At 71.7% G+C, this 22,132-nt stretch carries 16 protein-coding genes and 1 tRNA gene; 9 read left to right on the top strand and 8 right to left on the bottom strand.

Going from position 1 to position 22,132, the window contains the following annotated elements:
* Nucleotides 1-70 precede the first annotated feature (70 nt).
* The 7 genes from IE286_RS04380 (at nucleotide 71) to IE286_RS04350 (ending at nucleotide 9,638) form a co-directional block, all read left to right on the top strand.
* Nucleotides 71-2,347 carry an FdhF/YdeP family oxidoreductase gene (locus IE286_RS04380; RefSeq protein ID WP_189795260.1) on the top strand — a complete coding sequence of 759 codons (2,277 nt, stop codon included), beginning with the start codon at nucleotides 71-73 and terminating at the stop codon, nucleotides 2,345-2,347.
* Nucleotides 2,348-2,429: 82 nt separating this feature from the next.
* Nucleotides 2,430-2,921 (top strand): PaaI family thioesterase, encoded by a 492-nt coding sequence (locus tag IE286_RS04375; RefSeq protein WP_189795259.1) that lies wholly within the window; start codon nucleotides 2,430-2,432, stop codon nucleotides 2,919-2,921.
* A 950-nt stretch (nucleotides 2,922-3,871) separates the two neighbouring features.
* Nucleotides 3,872-5,107, top strand: a complete 1,236-nt coding sequence (locus IE286_RS04370) for a branched-chain amino acid ABC transporter substrate-binding protein (protein WP_189795258.1) — start codon at nucleotides 3,872-3,874, stop codon at nucleotides 5,105-5,107.
* Nucleotides 5,108-5,216: 109 nt separating this feature from the next.
* Nucleotides 5,217-6,149, top strand: a complete 933-nt coding sequence (locus tag IE286_RS04365) for a branched-chain amino acid ABC transporter permease (protein ID WP_189795257.1) — start codon at nucleotides 5,217-5,219, stop codon at nucleotides 6,147-6,149.
* A 5-nt stretch (nucleotides 6,150-6,154) separates the two neighbouring features.
* Nucleotides 6,155-7,984 carry a branched-chain amino acid ABC transporter permease gene (locus tag IE286_RS04360; RefSeq protein WP_189795256.1) on the top strand — a complete coding sequence of 610 codons (1,830 nt, stop codon included), beginning with the start codon at nucleotides 6,155-6,157 and terminating at the stop codon, nucleotides 7,982-7,984.
* Nucleotides 7,985-7,989: 5 nt separating this feature from the next.
* Entirely contained in the window at nucleotides 7,990-8,925 is a 936-nt protein-coding gene (locus IE286_RS04355) for an ABC transporter ATP-binding protein (protein ID WP_189795255.1), read from the top strand.
* Complete coding sequence (locus IE286_RS04350; protein WP_189795254.1) at nucleotides 8,922-9,638, top strand: ABC transporter ATP-binding protein; 717 nt, start codon at nucleotides 8,922-8,924, stop codon at nucleotides 9,636-9,638. Before IE286_RS04355 ends, IE286_RS04350 begins: the two co-directional genes overlap by 4 nt.
* Nucleotides 9,639-9,660: 22 nt before the next feature.
* Here IE286_RS04350 and IE286_RS04345 read toward each other — a convergent pair whose 3' ends face one another.
* Complete coding sequence (locus IE286_RS04345) at nucleotides 9,661-10,062, bottom strand: hypothetical protein (protein WP_229861941.1); 402 nt, start codon at nucleotides 10,060-10,062, stop codon at nucleotides 9,661-9,663.
* Nucleotides 10,063-10,253: 191 nt separating this feature from the next.
* Nucleotides 10,254-10,925, bottom strand: coding sequence for an ANTAR domain-containing response regulator (locus tag IE286_RS04340; protein WP_189795253.1), 672 nt, complete (start codon nucleotides 10,923-10,925; stop codon nucleotides 10,254-10,256).
* Between the two features lie 100 nt (nucleotides 10,926-11,025).
* Between IE286_RS04340 and IE286_RS04335 the strand changes: the two genes are divergently transcribed.
* Nucleotides 11,026-11,099 (top strand) — tRNA-Leu (locus tag IE286_RS04335).
* A gap of 155 nt (nucleotides 11,100-11,254) precedes the next feature.
* Here the strand turns inward: IE286_RS04335 and pyk are convergent.
* A complete protein-coding gene (pyk, locus tag IE286_RS04330; protein ID WP_189795252.1) occupies nucleotides 11,255-12,691 on the bottom strand; it encodes a pyruvate kinase in 1,437 nt (478 codons plus the stop codon).
* 283 nt (nucleotides 12,692-12,974) lie between these two features.
* On the opposite strand from pyk, the gene IE286_RS04325 reads away from it, so the two are divergent.
* Complete coding sequence (locus IE286_RS04325) at nucleotides 12,975-14,789, top strand: bifunctional metallophosphatase/5'-nucleotidase (protein WP_189795251.1); 1,815 nt, start codon at nucleotides 12,975-12,977, stop codon at nucleotides 14,787-14,789.
* A 72-nt stretch (nucleotides 14,790-14,861) separates the two neighbouring features.
* Here the strand turns inward: IE286_RS04325 and IE286_RS04320 are convergent, their stop codons facing one another.
* From IE286_RS04320 to IE286_RS04300, 5 genes are all read right to left on the bottom strand, one after another.
* Nucleotides 14,862-16,304, bottom strand: coding sequence for a lysine N(6)-hydroxylase/L-ornithine N(5)-oxygenase family protein (locus IE286_RS04320; protein WP_189795250.1), 1,443 nt, complete (start codon nucleotides 16,302-16,304; stop codon nucleotides 14,862-14,864).
* The gene (locus tag IE286_RS04315; RefSeq protein ID WP_189795249.1) at nucleotides 16,301-17,689 is read right to left on the bottom strand and encodes a pyridoxal phosphate-dependent decarboxylase family protein; all 1,389 of its coding nucleotides are present in this window, start codon (nucleotides 17,687-17,689) and stop codon (nucleotides 16,301-16,303) included. Before IE286_RS04315 ends, IE286_RS04320 begins: the two co-directional genes overlap by 4 nt.
* A 199-nt stretch (nucleotides 17,690-17,888) precedes the next feature.
* Nucleotides 17,889-18,722: an NAD(P)H-binding protein gene (locus IE286_RS04310; RefSeq protein WP_189795248.1), complete on the bottom strand. Its 834-nt coding sequence runs from the start codon at nucleotides 18,720-18,722 to the stop codon at nucleotides 17,889-17,891.
* A 124-nt stretch (nucleotides 18,723-18,846) separates the two neighbouring features.
* The gene (gene pepN / locus IE286_RS04305) at nucleotides 18,847-21,489 is read right to left on the bottom strand and encodes an aminopeptidase N (RefSeq protein ID WP_189795247.1); all 2,643 of its coding nucleotides are present in this window, start codon (nucleotides 21,487-21,489) and stop codon (nucleotides 18,847-18,849) included.
* A 259-nt stretch (nucleotides 21,490-21,748) separates the two neighbouring features.
* Nucleotides 21,749-22,096: a chorismate mutase gene (locus IE286_RS04300; protein ID WP_189795246.1), complete on the bottom strand. Its 348-nt coding sequence runs from the start codon at nucleotides 22,094-22,096 to the stop codon at nucleotides 21,749-21,751.
* Nucleotides 22,097-22,132: the final 36 nt, after the last annotated feature.

Here is a 22,132-nt window from a genome sequence, read left to right as displayed (position 1 = left end):
CCGGTTGCCGCTGCCGCGTGGCAGGATCGGCACCACAGGTCTTGACACTGCTGTCGAAGGGGAGGGCGCGATGGCCAGGAAACCGCCCATGGGCGATCCGGTGCAGGACGCGCCGCGGGTCACCGGGCCGAAGCACGCGGCCGCCGGGCTGCCGGCGATCAAGCACAGTCTGCGGATGGCCCAGGAGCAGATGGGTGTGAAGCGCACCGCGCTGACCCTGCTGCGGGTCAACCAGAAGGACGGGTTCGACTGCCCGGGCTGCGCCTGGCCGGAACCGGACCGCCGGCACACCGCGGAGTTCTGCGAGAACGGCGCCAAGGCGGTCGCCGAGGAGGCCACGCTGCGCCGGGTCACCCCGGAGTTCTTCGCCGCGCACTCCGTGGCCGACCTGGCCGGCCGCAGCGGGTACTGGCTGGGGCAGCAGGGCCGCCTCACCCACCCCATGTATCTGCCGGAGGGCGCCGAGCACTACGAGCCGGTCACCTGGGAGCGCGCCTTCGACATCATCGCCGAGGAGATCGCCGCGCTCGGCTCCCCCGACGAGGCCGTCTTCTACACCTCGGGCCGCACCAGCAACGAGGCCGCGTTCCTCTACCAGCTCTTCGCCCGCGAGCTGGGCACGAACAACCTGCCGGACTGCTCCAACATGTGCCACGAGTCCTCCGGCTCGGCGCTGGCGCAGACCATCGGCGTCGGCAAGGGCAGCGTGCTGCTGGAGGACCTGTACCGGGCCGACCTGATCATCGTGGCGGGGCAGAACCCGGGCACGAACCACCCGCGCATGCTCTCCGCCCTGGAGAAGGCCAAGGCGAACGGCGCGAAGATCATAAGCGTCAATCCGCTGCCCGAGGCGGGCCTGGAACGCTTCCGCAACCCCCAGACGCCCAAGGGCCTGACCACCGGCACCGCACTGACCGACCTGTTCCTGCAGATCCGCATCGGCGGCGACCAGGCGCTGTTCCGGCTGCTCAACAAGCTGATCATCGACAAGGGAGCGGTGGACGAGGAGTTCGTCCGCGACCACACCCACGGCTACGAGGAGTTCGCGGCCGCCGCCCGGGCCGCCGACTGGGACGAGACGCTGGCCGCGACCGGTCTGACCCGTGACCGGATCGAGGAGGCGCTGCGGATGGTGCTGGCCTCCAAGCGCGTCATCGTGTGCTGGGCGATGGGCCTGACCCAGCACAAGCACGCGGTGCCGACCATCCGCGAGGTGGTCAACTTCCTGCTGCTGCGCGGCAACATCGGCCGGCCGGGCGCGGGTGTGTGCCCGGTGCGCGGCCACTCCAATGTGCAGGGCGACCGCACCATGGGCATCTTCGAGCGGCCCGACGACGCGTTCCTGGACGCGCTGGAGAAGGAGTTCGGCTTCGCCCCGCCGCGCAAGCACGGCTACGACGTGGTCCGCGCCATCCGCGCCCTGCGGGACGGCGAGGCGAAGGTGTTCTTCGCCATGGGCGGCAACTTCGTCGCCGCCTCCCCCGACACCGAGGTCACCGAGGCGGCCATGCGCCGGGCAAGGCTGACGGTGCATGTGTCGACCAAGCTCAACCGGTCCCATGTGGTCACCGGGGCGCGGGCGCTGATCCTGCCCACGCTCGGCCGCACCGAGCGGGACGTGCAGGCGAGCGGGGAGCAGTTCGTCACGGTCGAGGACTCGATGGGCATGGTGCACGCCTCCCGCGGCCGGCTCGAACCGGCGAGTGAGCACCTGCGCTCGGAGCCGGCCATCGTGTGCGGGCTGGCCCGGCGGGTGCTGGGCGACAGGAGCATGGTGCCGTGGGAGGAGCTGCAGCAGGACTACGCGAAGATCCGCGACCGGATCGCCCGGGTGGTGCCCGGGTTCGAGGACTTCAACGCGCGCGTGGCCCGGCCCGGCGGGTTCGCGCTGCCGCACGCCCCGCGCGACGAGCGCCGCTTCCCCACGGCCACCGGCAAGGCCAACTTCACCGCCGCACCGGTGGAGTACCCGCACCTGCCCGAGGGCCGGCTGCTGCTGCAGACGCTGCGCTCGCACGACCAGTACAACACCACGATCTACGGCCTGAACGACCGCTACCGCGGCATCGCGGACGGCCGCCGGGTGGTGCTGGTCAACCCCGAGGACGCACGCAGCCTCGGCGTCGCCGACGGGTCGTACGTCGACCTGGTCGGCGAGTGGAAGGACGGCGTGGAGCGGCGGGCGCCGGGCTTCCGGGTGGTGTACTACCCGACCGCCCGCGGCTGCGCGGCTTCCTACTACCCGGAGACGAACGTCCTGGTGCCGCTGGACGCCACCGCCGATGTGAGCAACACCCCGGCCAGCAAGTCCGTCGTGGTGCGTCTGGAACAATCGGCGGCCGACTGAGCGTTCGCTCAGCCGAGACGGCCGGTCCCCGCCCGGCGCGGGGGCCGGCCGCGAGCGACCAACGACGAACGGAGCCGGTCCCATGGGCGAGCAGCACCACGTGAAGTTCCCGCAGGAGGTCGTCGACGAGTACGCCGCGCTCGGCGTCGATCTGCCCGCGCTGTTCTCCGCCGGACACCTCGGCACCAGGATGGGCGTGCAGATCGTCGAGGCGTCCGCCGAGCGGGTCGTGGGCACCATGCCGGTGGAGGGCAACACCCAGCCGTACGGGCTGCTGCACGGCGGTGCCTCGGCGGTGCTGGCCGAGACGCTCGGCTCCGTGGGGTCCATGCTGCACGGCGGGCCGACGAAGATCGCCGTCGGCGTGGACCTGAACTGCACCCACCACCGCGGGGTGCGCTCCGGCCTGGTCACCGGCGTGGCCACGCCCCTGCACCGGGGGCGTTCCACGGCCACCTACGAGATCGCCATCAGCGACGAGGAGGGCCGTCGGGTCTGCAGCGCCCGCCTGACCTGCATGCTGCGCGACGTCCGCCCGGACGACGGCGCCCAGCAGCCGCCGGCGGCCGGCTGAGCCCACGACGCGCCCGCGTCCCGCCCCGGCCTCCGGACGCAGGCCGGGGCCGGGCGCCCCGTCCGGGTCCTCGTCGGCCGGCTTCCAGACACCTCACGGCCACTGACGCCCCCTCAGCGCTCGCCTCGCGCCCCTCGGACAGCTCGGCGCGGATCGCATACGACCCGGGCGACAGCCCCCTCGGCCGGCCGGCGCCGGGGATCCGTGCTGCCCGCCCTCCGGGGCCACGCCACGACAAGCGGCGTGCCGGCCGTTCCCCGCGAGGGCGGCGACGTCACGCACCCGCATCCGGTGCCGCCGCACCGGGGCCGCGAACCGCCCCGGGCTTCGCCTGCGCGGCGCCGGTCGACAAGCACGGAAGCAAGCGCGGAATCCAGCCTTCCGTCTTCTGTGATCCGGAGGAGCCGACCGCATACAGGGCTTTCTCCCGCCCTCCGCTCCGGCCCGCCCTTCACCACGGACCTGGGTCCGTCCGCGCGATCTTCGTCCCTCGGCGTGTCACACAATGCGAGACAGTGACGCGGAATGCCGGACCGTCTTTCCTGGATGTAACACCGTGTAATACGGAGGCAATGCGGTGGCAGAGTTCCGCTCGCGAGTCCCGCCCCGCACTGGATCTCACCGCGGGTCTCCGCGCCCCCCTCCGGAGACATTCCCGGTCATCACCAAAACCGCCGAGACACCTGAACGAGGACCCCTCGCGTCCTGCGGCTCCGGTAAATCGGACCGAGCGAATCGGCCCGGAATCCCCTGCTCCAGCCGCCCGTCGCCGTTCGGTATTACGCGGGGTCATAACAAGAACGTCACAGCATCCGTCAGACTCTCCTCGATGTTCCGTACCCGCGCTTAGAGTCACCGCCAGTCACCACGCGGTCGGAATATCCCTCCGGGCCGGCGTGCGACTCGGCCCCTTCCAGGGAGGAGGGCCGTGCCTCGGGAAAGGACTGACCGTGCGTCTACGTTCGCTCATCGCCATCACCGCCGCACTGGCGGCGGGCGCACTCACCCTGACCGCCTGCGGCTCCCGGGGCGGCGGCGACACCGGGTCCTCCGGCTCCGGCAGCGGTGGCACCACCGTGGTCATCGGCGTCGACGCCCCGCTGACCGGCGACCTGTCCGCCATGGGCCTCGGCATCAAGAACTCGGCCGATCTCGCCGCCAGGAACGCCAACAAGAAGAACTACGTCAAGGGCGTCACTTTCAAGATCGAAGCTCTCGACGACCAGGCGCAGCCGTCCGCCGGACAGCAGAACGCCTCGAAGTTCGTCGCCGACAAGAACGTCCTCGGAGTGGTCGGGCCGCTCAACTCCTCCGTCGCCGAATCCATGCAGAAGGTCTTCGACGACGCGAAACTCGTCGAGGTCTCCCCCGCCAACACCGGCCCCTCTCTCACCCAGGGTCCCGACTGGCAGACCAAGAAGGTCCGCCCCTACAAGTCCTACTTCCGCACCGCCACCACCGACGCCATCCAGGGTCCGTTCGCCGCCCAGTACGTCTACAACGACGCGAAAAAGCGGAAGGTCTTCGTCATCGACGACAAGAAGACCTACGGCGCCGGCCTCGCCAGCACCTTCAGCGCCGAGTTCAAAAAACTCGGCGGGCAGATCGTCGGCACCGAGCACATCAACCCCGACACCAAGGACTTCTCCGCCGTCGCCACCAAGGTCAAGAAATCCGGTGCCGACGTCGTCTACTACGGCGGCGAATACCCGCAGGCCGGACCGCTGAGCAAGCAGATCAAGGCGGCCGGTGCGAAGATCCCGCTGGTCGGCGGCGACGGCATCAACGACGCCACCTACGCCAAGCTGGCCGGCCCGGAGGCCGAAGGCGACCTGGCCACCTCCGTGGGCGCCCCGGTGGAGACCCTACCCTCCGCCAAGCAGTTCGTCGCCGACTACAAGGCGGCCGGCTACAAGGACGACTACTCCGCCTACGGCGGCTACTCCTACGACTCGGCCTGGGCCATCATCGAGGCCGTCAAGAAGGTCGTCGACGACAACGGCGGCACGCTGCCCTCCGATGCCCGCGCCAAGGTCACCGAGGCCATGCAGAACGTGTCCTTCGACGGTGTGACCGGCAAGGTCTCCTTCGACGAATACGGTGACGCCACCAACAAGCAGCTCACCGTCTACGCCGTCAAGAACGGCGTCTTCGAGCCGGTGAAGTCCGGCACCTTCACCGGCTGACCAGGCCCGCACACCCACCAGCCGCGCGGGGCGCTGTTCCACTGGCGCCCCGCGCGCACTCGCATCCGGTCACATCCGTCGCACATCCGAACGTCTCGGAGGACATGCGGTGAACGAACTGCCGCAGCAGCTGGTCAACGGCCTGCTCCTGGGAGCCATGTACGGGCTGGTCGCCATCGGCTACACGATGGTCTACGGCATCGTCCAGCTCATCAACTTCGCCCACGGCGAGATCTTCATGACCGGCGCCTTCGGCGCCCTGACCGTCTACGCGTACATCCTGCCCGATGGCACCTCCATGTGGATCGCCCTGCCCCTGATGCTGATCGGCGCCATCGTCGTCGCCGTGCTGGTCGCCATGGGAGCGGAACGATTCGCCTACCGCCCCCTGCGCACGGCTCCCCGGCTGGCCCCGCTGATCACCGCCATCGGCCTGTCCCTCGCCCTGCAGCAGGCCGTCTGGGCCTGGTACCCCGACGCCAAGTCCGCCCGCACCTTCCCACAGATCCCCGGCGGCCCCTTCCATCTGGGCAGCGTCACCATCCAGACCGGCGACATCTTCCTGATCTGCGCCGCCCCCGTGAGCATGGCCGTCCTCGCCTACTTCGTCATGCGGACCCGCACCGGGCGCGGCATGCAGGCCACCGCGCAGGACCCGGACACCGCGGGGCTCATGGGCATCAACACCGACCGCATCATCGTGGTCGCCTTCGCCCTCGGCGCCGCCTTCGCCGCGGTCGGCGGCGTCGCCTACGGCCTGAAGTACGGCCAGATCGAGTTCCGCATGGGCTTCATCCTCGGCCTGAAGGCGTTCACCGCGGCCGTCCTCGGCGGCATCGGCAACATCTACGGCGCCATGATCGGCGGCGTCGTCCTCGGCATCGCCGAGACCCTCGCCACCGCCTACATCGCCGACATCCCCGGCATGGACAAGTTCGGCAGCCAGTCCTGGGCAGACGTCTGGGCCTTCGTACTCCTCATCCTCGTGCTCCTGTTCAGGCCTCAGGGTCTGCTCGGCGAGCGCGTCGCGGACAGGGCGTGACACCGATGACCACACAGATCACCGCACCCGAGACCCCGAGCGCCCCCGCCTTCGGCGCCAAGGCCTCCGGCCTGTTCGGCATACCCGCGCCCGTCGGACGGGCCCTGGCCGCCGGCGGCGGCGTGCTCACCGTCGCCGCCACCTTCCTGGCCTGGACCTGGACCGCCGAGTTCCCCGGCGACCTCACCGTCTACGGCTACCCCGGCGGCCTGCAGGTCCTGGTCCTGATCGGCGGCGTGCTCACCACCCTGTTCGCCCTCGCCTCCCACGGCGTCCGCGGTGTGCGCCGGATCGCCCCGGCCGGCGCCGACGCGGCCGTGAAGCTCGCCGCTCTCGGCACCTTCGCCACCGCCTGGTACACCGTCCTCGCCATCAGCGTCGAACTCGGCGGCCTGGTCAACCTGGAACCCGGCGGCTGGATCGTCGCCGTCACCAGCCTCGCCGCCCTCGTCGGCGCCCTGGCCCTGCCGTTCGAGCGGCCCGAGCCGGACCCCGTCGACCCCGACAGCACCGCCTGGGAGAAGACCGCCCACCGTCTCGCCCACGGCTGGCAGACCGTCAAGGCCGCGTTCGCCTCCGGCAGCCCCCGCCCCCTGCGCGAGCTGCCCTCCTGGGCCGAGATCCTCGTCGTCGTCGCGATCCTCGCGCTCGGCCTGACCGTCTTCACCTACGGCATCGGCACCTCGTACGACGAACTCTTCATCGGATTCCTGCTGCTGGCCGGTTTCGGCTTCGCCGCCCTGAACAAGGCCGGTCTCGTCGCCCACGCCACGCAGATCACCGGGCGGCACCAGAACGTCACCCTGTGCGGGGCCTTCGTCGCCGCCGCACTGTTCCCCTTCACCCAGACCGACGACCAGTACGCGACCCTGGGCGTCTACATCCTGATCTTCGCCACGGTCGCCCTCGGCCTGAACATCGTCGTCGGCCTCGCCGGGCTGCTCGACCTGGGCTACGTCGCCTTCCTCGGTGTCGGCGCCTACGCCGCCTCCCTGGTCTCCGGCTCGCCCAGCTCGCCCTTCGGCGTGCACTTCCCCTTCTGGGCGGCGGTCCTCATCGGCGCGGTGGCCTCGCTCGTCTTCGGTGTCCTCATCGGCGCCCCGACCCTGCGGCTGCGCGGCGACTACCTCGCCATCGTCACCCTCGGCTTCGGGGAGATCTTCCGCATCACCGCCAACAACCTCGACGGCACCTCGGGGCCCGATCTGACCAACGGCTCCAACGGCATCTCCTCCATCCCCAACCTGGACATCCTCGGCTTCGACTTCGGCGCCCCGCACTCCGTCGGCGGCTTCACCATCGGACGCTTCGCCAACTACTTCTTCCTAATGCTGGTCGTCACGGCCGTGGTGGTCCTCGTCTTCCGGCGCAGCGGCAACTCCCGCATCGGCCGGGCCTGGGTCGCCATCCGCGAGGACGAGACCGCGGCGCTCGCCATGGGCATCAACGGCTTCCGCGTCAAGCTGATCGCCTTCGCCGTCGGCGCCTGCCTCGCCGGACTCGCCGGCACCGTCCAGGCCCACGTCACCTACACCGTCACCCCCGAGCAGTACCTGTTCGCCGGGGCCATCCCGCCCAACTCGGCCTTCCTGCTGGCCGCGGTCGTCCTCGGCGGCATGGGCACCATCGCCGGCCCCCTCATCGGTGCCGCGCTGCTCTTCCTCATCCCCAACAAGCTGCAGTTCCTCGGGGACTACCAGCTCTTCGCCTTCGGCGTCGCCCTCATCCTGCTCATGCGCTTCCGTCCCGAAGGCCTCATCCCCAACCGACGCCGCCGACTCGAATTCCACGACGCAGCCGACGCGCCCGCAGCCCTCGGCAGGACAGGGGCCTGACCACCATGACCACCGACACCACCACCTCCGCCGCACCGCAGCCCGCCGCGCCCGGCGAGCCCGTCCTCGAGGCGCGCGGCGTCACCATGCGCTTCGGCGGCCTCACCGCGGTGCGCGGCGTCGACCTGACCGTGCACAACTCGGAGATCGTCGGCCTGATCGGCCCCAACGGCGCCGGGAAGACCACGTTCTTCAACTGCCTCACCGGGCTGTACGTCCCCACCGAGGGCGAGGTCCGCTACAAGGGCTCCGTGCTGCCGCCGAAGTCGTTCAAGGTCACCGCGGCCGGCATCGCCCGCACCTTCCAGAACATCCGGCTGTTCGCCAACATGACCGTGCTGGAGAACGTCCTGGTCGGACGCCACACCCGCACCAAGGAGGGGTTCTGGTCCGCCGTGCTGCGCGGCCCGGGCTTCCACCGGGCGGAGGCCGCCTCCCGCGCCCGCGCCATGGAACTGCTGGACTTCGTCGGGCTCGCCGACAAGGCGGACCATCTCGCCCGCAACCTCCCCTACGGCGAACAGCGCAAGCTGGAGATCGCCCGCGCCCTCGCCAGCGAACCGGGCCTGCTCCTGCTGGACGAGCCCACCGCCGGCATGAACCCCCAGGAGACCCGGGCCACCGAGGAACTCGTCTTCGCCATCCGGGACATGGGCATCGCCGTCCTCGTCATCGAGCACGACATGCGCTTCATCTTCAACCTCTGCGACCGCGTCGCCGTCCTCGTGCAGGGCGAGAAGCTCGTCGAGGGCGACAGCGCCACCGTCCAGGGCGACGAACGCGTCGTCGCCGCCTATCTGGGCGAGCCATTCGAGGGCGCACCCGGGGCGGAGGAGGCCGCGGAGGTCCGCGAGGCCGAGGCCCAGGCCGAGGCGACGGCCGGGGCACCCCCGGCCGACCCCACCCGTGACGCCGCGCCCGGCAAGGAGACGGACCGATGACCGCACTGCTCGAAGTCGAGGACCTCCGCGTCGCCTACGGCAAGATCGAGGCCGTCAAAGGCATCTCGTTCACGGTCGAGGCCGGCCAGGTCGTCACCCTCATCGGCACCAACGGCGCCGGGAAGACCACCACTTTGCGCACCCTGTCCGGGCTTCTCAAACCGGTCGGGGGCCAGATCAAGTTCAACGGCAGATCCATCAAGAGAATGCCCGCGCATCAGATCGTCTCGCTCGGGCTGGCCCACTCCCCCGAAGGCCGGCACATCTTCCCCCGGATGACGATCGAGGACAATCTCCGCCTCGGTGCCTTTCTCCGCAAGGACAAGGACGGCGTCGAAAAGGACATACGGCGCGCCTACGATCTCTTCCCCATCCTCGGCGAACGCAGAAAGCAGGCGGCCGGCACCCTCTCCGGCGGCGAACAGCAGATGCTCGCCATGGGCCGTGCCCTGATGTCCCAGCCCAAACTGCTGATGCTGGACGAGCCCTCCATGGGCCTGTCCCCCATCATGATGCAGAAGATCATGTCCACCATCGCGGAGCTGAAGGCCCAGGGCACCACCATCCTGCTGGTCGAGCAGAACGCGCAGGCCGCGCTCTCGCTCGCCGACCAGGGCCATGTCATGGAGATCGGCCGCATCGTCCTGTCCGGCACCGGGCAGGGCCTTCTCCACGACGAGTCCGTCCGCAAGGCGTATCTGGGCGAGGACTGATCCGCCGGTTCCGCCGGTCGGCCTAACGCGGGCCGCCGCCCCGGTCACCGCCGGGCGGCGGCCCGCGTCGTTCCCCGGCGCACCGCTGCTGCTCCAGCTCCTCCGCCCGCCGCGTCAGTTCCTCCGCCTGCTCGTCCCGGTCCGGGCCGAAGCACAGCAGGTCCGCCGCCGCCTGCCGCAACAGCTCCGGATCGCCGGGGCGTTGCAGGCACGCCAGCCGGCAGGCGAGCCGGCGCGCCCACGGCGGCAGGGCCGTGACGTCCTCCGCGAGCACCTCCCGCGGCATCGCGACGATCTCGTCGGCGGTCGCGAACGTGACCGTCTCGACGAAGTCCCGTACGGCGTCCCGGACCTGCCGGCTCTCGGCGCCGGCGCCGTCGAGGACCCGGCCCGGGGCCCTGGAGGCGGCGGTCGGATCGGACATGCGCTCCTTGCGGACAGACGTTCCGTCCGGTGCCGCGCGGGGGCCGCCGGCCGCGTCGGGGGCCGTACCGGCGGCACGGCCCCGGCGGTTCGCCTGCCGGTCCAACGCGCAAGTGCGCACGGTACGCAGAGGGCCCGCGGTCCCCGGCCGGGGAGCGCGGGCCCGAACACCCTCGAGGACGGCTCGGCCGCTCACCCCTTGGCGGACTTGCCGTTCTTCGCGGCCTTCTTCTCCTCGTTGTCCTTGATGACCGCCTCGGCGACCTGCTGCATCGACATACGGCGGTCCATCGACGTCTTCTGGATCCAGCGGAACGCGGCCGGCTCGGTCAGCCCGTACTCCGTCTGCAGAATCGACTTCGCCCGGTCCACCAGCTTGCGGGTCTCCAGTCGCTGGGCGAGGTCCGCGACCTCCTTCTCCAGCTCCTTCAGCTCGGTGAACCGCGAGACGGCCATCTCGATCGCCGGCACGACGTCGCTCTTGTTGAACGGCTTGACCAGGTACGCCATCGCACCGGCGTCCCGGGCCCGCTCCACCAGGTCGCGCTGCGAGAACGCGGTCAGCATCAGCACCGGCGCGATCCGCTCCCCGGCGATCTTCTCCGCGGCCGAGATGCCGTCCAGCTTCGGCATCTTCACATCGAGGATCACCAGGTCGGGGCGGTGCTCCCGGGCCAGTTCCACCGCACGCTCACCGTCCCCGGCCTCGCCGACGACCGTGTAGCCCTCCTCCTCGAGCATCTCCTTGAGATCCAGCCGGATCAGCGCCTCGTCCTCCGCGATGACGACACGGGTCGTCACCGGGGGCACGTGCGACTTGTCCTCGTCGGGGACGTTCACGGGCTGGGGCGACTCGGCGGTCACGGAAGCTCCTCGTTCTGGGCAGGGTGGTGCTGACAAGAGCCTACCTATCTCCTGTATGTTTGAGGGACCGAGGGGCTACACTGACCTTCGGTTCTAAGAGGCTCCGGTAGTCCAATCGGCAGAGACGATACCCTCAAAAGGTATTCAGTGTGGGTTCGAATCCCACCCGGGGCACCTGACCTTCGATCGAGGGAAAGCAGCGAAAAGCGGATGTTCTCGCCGTGGCGGACATCCGCTTCTTTGTGTGCCGGCGCCTTTTCGCCGCCCGGGCACCTGAGCGTACCGGCCGGTGCCCGGGCCCGTCCGGGCACCTGAGCGCACCGCCCCGGCTACCGGGGGCAGTCGTCCACCCCGATGTGGTGGACGCGGACCATGTTGGTCGCGCCCGGGACGCCCGGAGGGGAGCCGGCCGTGATCACCACCGCATCGCCCCGTTGGCACCGGCCGGAGCGCAGCAACAGCTCGTCGACCTGGGCCACCATCGCGTCCGTGGAGTCGACGCTGGGGCCGAGGAAGGTTTCCACGCCCCACGACAGGCTCAGCTGGGACCGGGTGGCCGGTTCGGGGGTGAAGGCGAGGAGCGGGATCGGGGAGCGGTAGCGGGACAGCCGGCGGGCGGTGTCGCCGGACTGGGTGAAGGCGACGAGGAACTTGGCACCGAGGAAGTCGCCGATCTCGGCCGCGGCGCGGGCCACCGCGCCGCCCTGGGTGCGGGGCTTGGAGCTGTCGGTGAGCGGCGACAGGCCCTTGGCCAGGAGGTCCTCCTCCGCCGCGGCGAGGATCTTCGCCATGGTGCGGACCGTGACGACCGGGTGCTTGCCCACGCTCGTCTCGCCGGAGAGCATCACCGCGTCCGTGCCGTCGAGCACCGCGTTGGCCACGTCCGACGCCTCCGCCCTGGTCGGGCGCGGGTTGTCGATCATGGAGTCGAGCATCTGGGTGGCGACGATCACCGGCTTGGCGTTGCGCCGGGCGAGCTTGATCGCGCGCTTCTGGACGATGGGGACCTGTTCGAGGGGCATCTCCACCCCGAGGTCGCCGCGGGCGACCATGACGCCGTCGAAGGCGGCGACGATGTCGTCGAGGGCCTCCACCGCCTGCGGCTTCTCGATCTTGGCGATGACGGGGAGGCGGCGGCCCACCTCGTCCATGATGCGGTGCACGGCGAGGACGTCGCGGCCGCTGCGGACGAAGGAGAGGGCGACGGCGTCGAAGCCGGTGTGCAGCGCCCAGCGCAGGTCCTCCTCGTCCTTCTTGGACAGGGCGGGGACGGAGACGGCGACGCCGGGCAGGTTGAGGCCCTTGTGGTCGGAGACCATGCCGCCCTCGACGACCTCGGTGTGCACGCGGGGGCCGTCGACGGCGGTGACCTTCAGGGCGACCTTGCCGTCGTCGACGAGGATGCGCTCGCCGGGGGTGACGTCCTCGGCGAGGCCGGCGTAGGTGGTGCCGCAGATGCTGTGGTCGCCCTCGACGCCTTCCTCGACGGTGATGGTGAAGCGGTCGCCGCGCTCGAGCAGGACGGGGCCTTCGCGGAAGCGTCCGAGCCGGATCTTGGGACCCTGCAGGTCGGCGAGGAGTCCGATGCTGCGGCCGGTCTCGTCGGCGGCCCGGCGGACGTGCCGGTAGCGCTCCTCGTGTTCGGCGTGGTCGCCGTGGCTGAGGTTGATGCGGGCGACATCCATTCCGGCGTCGACCAGTGCCTTGATCTGGTCGTACGTGGTGGTGGCGGGCCCCAGAGTACAGACGATCTTTGCTCGGCGCATGGTTCGAGCCTAGGCCTTACCCATGGGTAGCGACGGGGCGCCAGGTTGCTGTTCAACGTCCTTTGGGTGAAGGGGCGTTGACATTCGACAGGTGTGCGGACAGGCGCTCCGGCGAGCGCTCCGGAGCCTCGGATTCGGTGTCCGCGGGGCCGCCGGTCATCGGATCGCAACGTGGCGGACCTGTTGCGCCTCGCCATGCTCAGGTCAGAATCTACGCGCGTCCGCCGGAGTGCGCCCGCGTGCACCCGCGTCGCCCTGTTCACCTGCGCGAGGAGAGACAGACATGGCGTTGAACCGCCGGAAGTTCCTGACACAGTCCGCCGCGACCGGGGCGGGGGTGGCGCTGGCGGGTGCGGTGGCGGCTCCGGCGGCGCAGGCCGCACCGGCCGGCGCGGCGCACGGCAAGGGCAAGCACCCCAAGCGGTACGCGCTGACCGTGATGGGCACCACCGACCTGCACGGGCACGTCTTCAACTGGGACTACTACGCCGACACCGAGTACTCCGACGCGGCCGGCAACGCCCAGGGCCTGGCCCGGATCGCGACCCTGGTCGAGCAGATCCGCGCGGACAAGGGCCGGGAGAACACGCTGCTGCTGGACGCCGGCGACACGATCCAGGGCACCCCGCTGACGTACTACTACGCCAAGGTGGACCCGATCACCGACCAGGGCGGCCCGGTGCACCCGATGGCACAGGCGATGAACGCCATCGGCTACGACGCCGCGGCGCTGGGCAACCACGAGTTCAACTACGGCCTGGAGACGCTGCGGAAGTTCGAGCAGCAGTGCGACTTCCCGCTGCTCGGGGCGAACGCGGTGGACGCGACGACCCGTCGGCCGGCGTTCCGGCCGTACATGTTCAAGACGTTCCGGGTGCACGGCGGCCCCCCGGTGAAGGTGGCGGTCCTGGGGCTGACGAACCCGGGCATCGCCATCTGGGACAAGGCGAACGTCCAGGGCAAGCTGGATTTCCCCGGCCTGGAGGAGCAGGCGGCGATCTGGGTGCCGAAGCTGCGCTCCATGGGCGCTGACGTGGTGATCGTGTCGGCGCACTCGGGCACGTCGGGCACCTCCTCCTACGGCGACCAACTGCCCTACGTGGAGGACGCCGCCGCGAACGTGGCGCGGCAGGTGCCGGGGATCGACGCGATCCTGGTGGGGCACGCACACCTGGAGATCCCGGAGCTGAAGATCGTCAACGAGCAGACCGGGAAGACGGTCGTGCTCTCCGAGCCGCTGTGCTTCGCGGAGCGGCTGACGCTCTTCGACATCGAGCTGGTGTACGACAGGGGCCGGTGGCAGGTGGAATCGGTCTCGGCCTCGCTGCGCAACTCCAACGAGGTCGAGGACGACCCGGAGATCACCCGGCTGCTCACCGACGAGCACAAGAAGGTCGTGGCCTACGTCAACCAGGTCGTGGGCCGGGCGACGCAGACGCTGACCACGGCCGAGGCCCGCTACAAGGACGCACCGATCATCGACCTGATCACCAAGGTGCAGGAGGACACGGTCAAGGAGGCGCTGGCGGGCACCGAATACGCCTCGCTGCCGGTGATCGCGCAGGCCTCCCCGTTCTCGCGGACCGCCCGGATCCCCGCGGGCGATGTGACCATCCGGGACCTGGCCGGCCTGTACGTGTACGACAACACGCTGGTGGCGAAGCTGCTGACGGGTGCCCAGGTGCGGGACTACCTCGAGTACTCGGCGGAGTACTACGTTCATACGCCCGCCGGCGCGCCGGTGGACCCGGACAAGCTGACGAACGCGAACGACCGCCCGGACTACAACTACGACTACGTCTCGGGGCTGCAGTACGAGATCGACATCGCCCAGCCGGCCGGTTCGCGGATCAAGAACCTGACGTTCGACGGCGCGCCGCTGGACGACACGCAGCAGTTCGTGCTGGCGGTGAACAACTACCGGGCCAACGGCGGCGGCGCGTTCCCGCACGTGGCGTCGGCGAAGGAGGTGTGGTCGGAGTCGACGGAGATCCGGACCCGGATCGCCGAGTGGGTCACCGCCAAGGGTGAGCTCGACCCGAAGGACTTCGCCTCCGAGGACTGGAAGCTGACCCGCGACGGCACCCCGGTGTTCTGACACGCAGCGTGCGGTGACCTGCCGGTGCGCCGCCCGCAGCCGGACCTGGCAGGCGGCCGGGTGCGGGGATCCTCAGATTCCGTCGGCCAGCGGCGTGAGTTCCCTGAACCGGCGCCGCGACGGGATCCGGGGCCGTCGTGCGTCCAGGCCGAAGGTGGTGAAGGCGGTGCGGTCCGGCAGGGGGTAGGTCTCGGCCCCGGTGACCGCGTTGAGGATGGTGGCGCTGCGCCAGGCGGCGAGCCCGAGGTCCGGGGAGCCGACGCCGTGGGTGTGCAGCCCGGCGTTCTGGACGTAGACGTGGCAGCCGGTGGCGGCGACGGCGGGGTCCAGGACGAGCCGGTAGTGCTCGTCGACGCAGGGGCGGTCGCTGCCGTCGCGCTCCAGATAGGGGTCGAGCCCGGCGATGAGCGGCAGCAGCGGGCGGGGCCGGTAGCCGGTGGCGAGGACGACGGCCTCGGTGGTGAGGGTGCTGCGGGTGCCCTGCTGGGTGTGCTCGAGGTGCAGTTCGACGGTGTGGCCGGCGACCCGGCCGGCGGTGCGCACGCGCACCCCGGGGGTGAGGACGGCGTCCGGCCAGCCGCCGCGCAGGCAGCGCTGGTACAGCTCGTCGTGGATCTCGGCGAGCGTGCCGGCGTCGACGGCCTTGTACAGCTGCCACTGCGCGGCCACCAGCCGGTCCCGTACAGGCTCGGGCAGGGCGTGGAAGTAGCGGGTGTAGTCCGGGGTGAAGTGCTCCAGGCCGAGCTTGGAGTACTCCATCGGGGCGAAGGCCTCGGTGCGGCCGATCCAGGTGAGGCGTTCGGCGCCGGCCGGGCGGTGGCGCAGCAGGTCGAGGAAGATCTCCGCGCCGGACTGCCCGGTGCCCACGACGGTGACATGGCCGGCGGCGAGCAGCGCGTCACGGTGGTCGAGATAGTCGGCGGCGTGGACGACGGGGGCGCCGGGGGCACCGGTGAGGGGTCTGAGGGGCTCGGGGATGTGCGGTTCGGTGCCGATGCCGAGGACGACGTTGCGGGTGTGGACACGGCCGAGGGACTCCGCCGCGCCGTCGGCGCCGGGCCGGCTGTAGTCGACCTCGAAGAGGCGGTGCTCGGCGTTCCAGCGGACGGCGTCGACCCGGTGGCCGAAGTGCAGTCCGGGGAGGCGGTCGGCCACCCAGCGGCAGTAGGCGTCGTACTCGGCGCGTTCGATGTGCAGGCGCTCGGCGACATAGAACGGGAAGAGGCGTCCGGCGTCCTTGAGATAGTTCAGGAAACTCCACTCGCTGGCCGGGTCGACGAGGCTGACCAGGTCGGCGAGGAAGGGCACCTGGACCCGGGCGCCGTCGATGAGCTGGCCGGGATGCCAGGAGAAGCGGGGACGCCGGTCGAAGAAGACGGTGTCCAGCCCGCCGAGCGGGTGGGCGAGCGCGGCGAGGGACAGGTTGAACGGTCCGATGCCGATGCCGACGAGGTCGCAGGGGGCGTCGGGGGTGTGCCGTGGCGGGTGGGCGGGGACGGCTGCCGGGTGGTTCATGCGCGGGTGCTTCCTTCCACCAGTTTCACGAGGGTGGCCAGGTCGTCGGGCCGGGTGTCGGCATTGAGGACGGTCGCCTTCAGCCACAGCCGCCCGGCGAGGCGGGCGCGGCCGAGAACGGCGCGTCCTTCGGTGAGCAGGGTGCGGCGTACGGCGGCCACGGTGCCGTCGTCGGCGCCGGCCGGCCGGAACAGGACGGTGCTGATGGCGGGCGGGCCGTACAGGTCCAGGCCGGGACGGGCCTGAACGAGGCCGGCGAGCTCCTGCGCGCGGGCGCACACGGTGTCGACGAGGCGGCCGAGGCCGGTGCGGCCGAGGGTTTTCAAGGTGACAGCGATCTTGAAGATGTCCGGGCGCCGGCTGGTGCGCAGGGAGCGGCCGAGCAGATCGGGCAGGCCGGCCTCGGTGTCGTCAGGGGCGTTGAGGTAGTCGGCCCGGCTGTGCAGGACGCCGAGCTCGTGCGGCCGGCGCACGGCGAGCAGTCCGGCGGCGAGCGGCTGCCAGCCGAGCTTGTGCAGGTCGAGGGCGACGGTGTCGGCGGCGTCGAGACCGGTGAGCTTGGCCCGGTGACGGTCGCTGAACAGCAGGCCGCAGCCGTACGCGGCGTCGATGTGGAGGCGGGCACCGTGGGCGGCACAGAGCCGCGCGATCTGCGGCAGGGGGTCGATCAGGCCGGCGTCGGTGGTGCCGGCGGTGGCGGCCACGACGAGACAGCCGCGCGGACCGCCGAGACCGCGGAGGGCCTCCTCCAGGGCGGCGAGGTCGAGGATGCCGGCCGGGGCGGGCACCACGACGGGGTCGGGCAGACCGAGCAGCCAGGCGGCGCGGGGCAGCGAGTGGTGCGCGTTGGCCCCGCACACCAGGCGGACGGCTCCCTCGTGGGCTTCGCGGGCCAGGAGCAGGGCGAGCTGGTTGGACTCGGTGCCACCGGTGGTGACGACGGCGTCGGCGAGCCCGGCCAGACGGGCGAGTGCGCGGGTGACGACGGCCTCCAGCTCCACGGCGGCGGGGGCCTGGTCCCAGGAGTCGAGGGAGGGGTTGAGGACACCGGCGGCGAGATCGGCCGCGACGGCGACGGCGAGCGGGGGGCAGTGCAGATGGGCGGCGCACAGCGGGTCGGCGGGGTCGGCGGCGCCCTCGGCGAGGGCGTGGACGAGCGTGTGCAGGGCCCGCGGGTCGCCCTGCTCGGGCAGCACGTCCCCGACGGCGTCGCGCAGCCGGGCGGCCACGGCCGGCGGTCCGCCCGCGGGCAGCGGGCCGCCGCGGGCGCGCCGGCCGCTGTCGAGGGCGTCGAGCACGGCGGAGAGCAACGGCCGCAGGGTCGCGGCGCCTTCGGGTCCAAAGGCCGGCCGGGCCTGCGGCGGCCGTGGGGGCGGAGTACTCATGCACTGTCCTCCGGGCTGCCGGGGCAGGGCTCCGGCGTCCTCACCGGCTGCCGGGCACGCCCGGAAGGCTCAACGACCGGAAACCGGACGCGGGTACCGGCCAAGCGGGGGAACCTGGGCCGTGCCGGCAAAGGACCCGCGTGCGGCACGGTGGACGCATCCCGTGACCGGTGACCGCGCGGCGGTGCGCGGGTGCCCGTCAGGCCTGGAAGTCGGCCTTGTGGTCCTCGGCCCACTGCGCGAAGGTCCGGGCGGGAGTGCCCGTGATCCGCTCCACGGTGTCGGTGATCTCCGGGGTGGACCCGACGGAGGCCCGGAAGGTCTTCAGCAGCCCCTGCAGCGTGTGCGGCGGCACGTGCGGGAACAGTTCGGGACCCGCCTGGTCGGGCGGCAGCTCCTCGAAGACCAGCTCGCGGCCCAGGGCGCGGCCGATGGCGGCGATCTGTCCGGCGTTGGTGACGGCCTCAGGGCCGGTGATCCGGTGGACGGCGCCCTCGTGTCCGCCGTCGAGCAGGGCGCGTTCGGCGACGGCGGCGATGTCGTCCTCGTGGACGGGCGCGGACCGGGCGTCGGCGTACACGCCGCGGACGGTGTTCCCGGACCGGATCTGCGGCGCCCACTGCAGGGAGTTGGTGGCGAAGGCGCCCGGCCGCAGGAAGGTCCACGCCAAACCGCTGTCGCGGATCTGCTCCTCCACGGTGGCGTGCATGACGTAGATGGGGTGGGTGGTGTCGGCGCCCTCGGCGACGATGGCCGAGGACAGCAGGACGACGTGCCGGACGCCGGCCGCGCGGGCCGCCGCCAGCAGGGCGTCCGGCCGTCCGCCGGCCGCCTGCGCGTAGAGGAAGAGCCGGGACGCCCCGGTGAACGCGGCGCCGAGGTCGTCCGGCTGGAAGCGGACCACCTCGGCGCCGTCGGGCAGGCCGGCCCGCTGCGGGTCACGGGTCAGCGCGCGCACGGGCCGGCCTGCGGCGACGAGACGCTCGACGAGGGCACGGCCCACATTGCCGGTGGCGCCGGTGACTACGATCACGGTTTTTCCTCCGTGGCTCGGACGGTAGCGGGCTGATCGCCCGTCAGTGCTCCGAGCCTAGGCGGACCGTGTCCGGTGTGCGGCCCGCCCTCCCGCCGCCGGCTCCGGCAGGACGGGGCCCGTCCTACACCTGTGCCCCGGCCCGGTCCGCATCCGGCCGTCCGGTCTCCTGCCGCTGTCGCTCGGCCCGGCGGACGCGCAACGCCCGCTCCAGGTCGTCGAGTTGGTCGGCGAGCTGGCGCCGCAGCGCCGGGATCGGGCCGGCCTCGCGCAGGCAGGTGTCGCCGAGGCGGAGATGCCCGGCGTCGACGGCGTGCACGGGGAACGCCCAGCGTCCTGCCGCGGCGGCGATGGCCGGTCCGCGCCGGGCGGCGACGGCGACCGCGTCCTCGTAGTAGCGCGGCACGTACTCCCCCACCAGGTCGGCCTGTTCGGGCTGCCAGAAGCCCTGGGCGGTCGCGGTGAACAGGTAGTTGGACAGCTCGTCGGAGGCGAACATCGCCTCCCAGGCGGCGCGCTTGGCCCGGGCGTCGGGCAGCGCCGCACGGCAGCGGGCGGCACCCTCCCGGCCGGTGGCGGACGGGTCCTGCTCCAGTTCGGCGGCGATGGCGGCCTCGTCGACGGCGTCGAGGACGGCGAGCCGGGCGAGGACGCGCCAGCGCAGTTCGGGGTCGAGTTCCGGTCCGCCGGGGACCGTGCCGTCGGCGAGCCAGGCGGCGATGGTGTCGGGGTGGACCGCCGCGTCGATGACATGGCGCACGGCGGTCAGCCGCAGCCCGGGGTGGTCGCCGTCCTCGGTGCGGCGGATGAGGTCGCGGCACAGGTCGGTGAGCGTGGCCAGGGCGGCCGGCCGCCGCTCCGGGGGCAGATAGCGGTCGGCGATGTGGGTGCGGGCGAAGGTGAGGACCGCGTCGGTGAGCGCCAGGTCGGTCTCGTGCGGCAGATGGGTGCGGGCGATCTCCAGGTACGTCCCGGCGGGCAGTTCGCCGTCGCGGACGGCGTCGCGCAGCGCGTTCCAGACGACGGCGCGGCCCAGCGGGTCGGGCAGGCCGGACAGGCTCGCCCGGATCGTCCGGAAGGACTGGGGGTCGAAGCGGATCTTGGCGTAGGTGAGGTCGCCGTCGTTGAGCAGGACCAGGGCGGGGCGCGGGCCGGTGGAGCTGATCCCGGCGTTGCCGCCGGCCGGGATGTCCGCTTCCGCGCGGGTGCGCAGCACCAGACGGCCGGCGTCGTGCAGGTCCCGGTCGTAGACGCCGACGGTGATGTGATGCGGGCGGCTGCCGCCGTCGGTGCGGGCGCCGGCTTCCGCCGCCGGGGTGCGCCGGGCCGGCTCGACGGTGCCGGGCCGGTGGTCGATGTCCAGGTGCCAGTACGGGGTGTCGGTGCGCAGCGTGGGGACGAGGGTGTCGACGCCGGTGGTGCGCAGCCAGGACGCGGCCCAGGCGTGGACGTCGCGGTCGGTGGCCGAGGCCAGCGAGTCGAGGAAGTCGGCCAGGGAGGCGTTGCCGAACCGGTGCCGCCGGACGTGGGTGTTGATGCCGGCGAGGAAGTCTTTCTCGCCGAGCCAGGCGACCAGCTGGCGCAGCGCGGAGGCACCCTTGGCGTAGGAGATGCCGTCGAAGTTGAGCAGCGCGGAGGCGGTGTCGGCGACGGCCTGTGGGGCGACGGGGTGGGTGGAGGAGCGCTGGTCGGCGTCGTAGCCCCAGGGTTTGCGGGAGACGCCGAACTGGGTCCAGGTGTCGGTGAAGCGGGTGGCCTCGGCGGTGGTCTGGTAGCCCATGTACTCGGCGAACGACTCGTTCAGCCAGATGTCGTCCCACCACCTGAGGGTGACCAGGTCGCCGAACCACATGTGGGCCATCTCGTGGGCGATCACCCGGGCGCGGGCCTGGCGCTCGGCGTCGGTGACGGCGGAGCGGAAGACGTACTCGTCGCGGAAGGTGACCAGTCCGGGATTCTCCATGGCGCCGGCGTTGAACTCCGGGACGAACGCCTGGTCGTAGGAGTCGAAGGGGTACGGCTCGGTGAACTTCTCGTGGTAGCGGTCGAAGCAGGCGCGGGTGATGCCGAGGATCTCCTCGGCGTCGGCGTCCAGGTGGGGGGCCAGGGAGCGGCGGCAGTGGATGCCGAAGGGCAGGCCGCGGTGCTCGGTGCGCACGGAGTGCCAGGGTCCGGCGGCGACGGCGACGAGGTAGGTGGAGATGCGGGGGGTGGGGGCGGCCTTCCACACGCCGTCCGCGGTGCGCTCGGTGACGCCGTTGGCGAGGACGGTCCAGCTCTCGGGGGCCTTGACGGTCACCTCGAAGACGGCCTTGAGGTCGGGCTGGTCGAAGGCGGCGAAGACCCGCTGCACGTCGTCCAGGAACAGCTGGGTGTAGACGTAGGTTGCGCCGTCGGCGGGGTCGGTGAAGCGGTGCATGCCCTCGCCGGTGCGGGAGTAGCGCATGGCGGCGTCGACGCGCAGCTCGTGCACACCGGGCGTGAGGTTCTTCAGGGGCAGGCGATTGCCGGTGAGGCTTCCGGGGTCCAGCGGCTGTCCGTCCAGGGTCGCGGAGCGCAGCTCGGCCGGTTTCAGCTCGACGAAGGTGTCCGTGACGGTACCGGCTCCGCCGTCCGTGCCGGCGCGCACGGTGAACCGGATGACGGTCCGGGAGCCGAAGGTGTCGTCCCCGGTGGTCAGGTCGAGGTCGACGGCGTAGTGGTGGACGTCGAGGAGCTGGGCTCGAATCTGCGCTTCGTCGCGCGTGAGTACGGACATGCAGGCCATGCTGCCCGATGGCGTCGGCGGGGCACGAGGGGGCATCCGGGGGCGGCCCGCGGCACCCGTGCGGCCCCGAACCCCGCACCGGCGCGGTCCGTCCGGCGCCGGGCACCGCCCGGCCGCCGCAGCGTCCTCGCACGCCCCGCTCACGCGGCCGGCCGTGCCCCGGCGGGGCGGGTCCGATTCCCCGTCCCGCGTGCGCCTCACGCGCGTGGCAGCGGACCCGCTGCCACCAGGCCGCGTCGCCCCCCGGCGCGCGGGCCGCTCAGCTCGCCGGCGCGGTCTTCGCGGCGGAGTCCTCGGCGATGCGTTCGTGGTGGCGGATGACCTCGGCAATGATGAAATTGAGGAACTTCTCCGCGAAGGCCGGGTCGAGCCGGGCGTCCTCGGCGAGGGCGCGCAGGCGGGCGATCTGCCGGGCCTCGCGGGCCGGGTCGGCGGGCGGCAGCCGGTGTTCGGCCTTGAGATGCCCGACCTGCTGGGTCGCCTTGAAGCGCTCGGCGAGCATGTGGACGATGGCCGCGTCGATGTTGTCGATGCTGTCGCGCAGCCGCGTCAGTTCCTTCAGGACGGCGGGGTCGATGTCGCCGCCACCGGTGCTGCTGGTGCTCATGACGCCTCACCCTACGGGGTGCGGACGGCCCCGCGC

Origin of the sequence: Streptomyces thermodiastaticus (genome assembly GCF_014656135.1) — a bacterium.
Taxonomy (GTDB): domain Bacteria; phylum Actinomycetota; class Actinomycetes; order Streptomycetales; family Streptomycetaceae; genus Streptomyces; species Streptomyces thermodiastaticus.
This window is presented reverse-complemented; position numbering and strand designations above follow the sequence as displayed.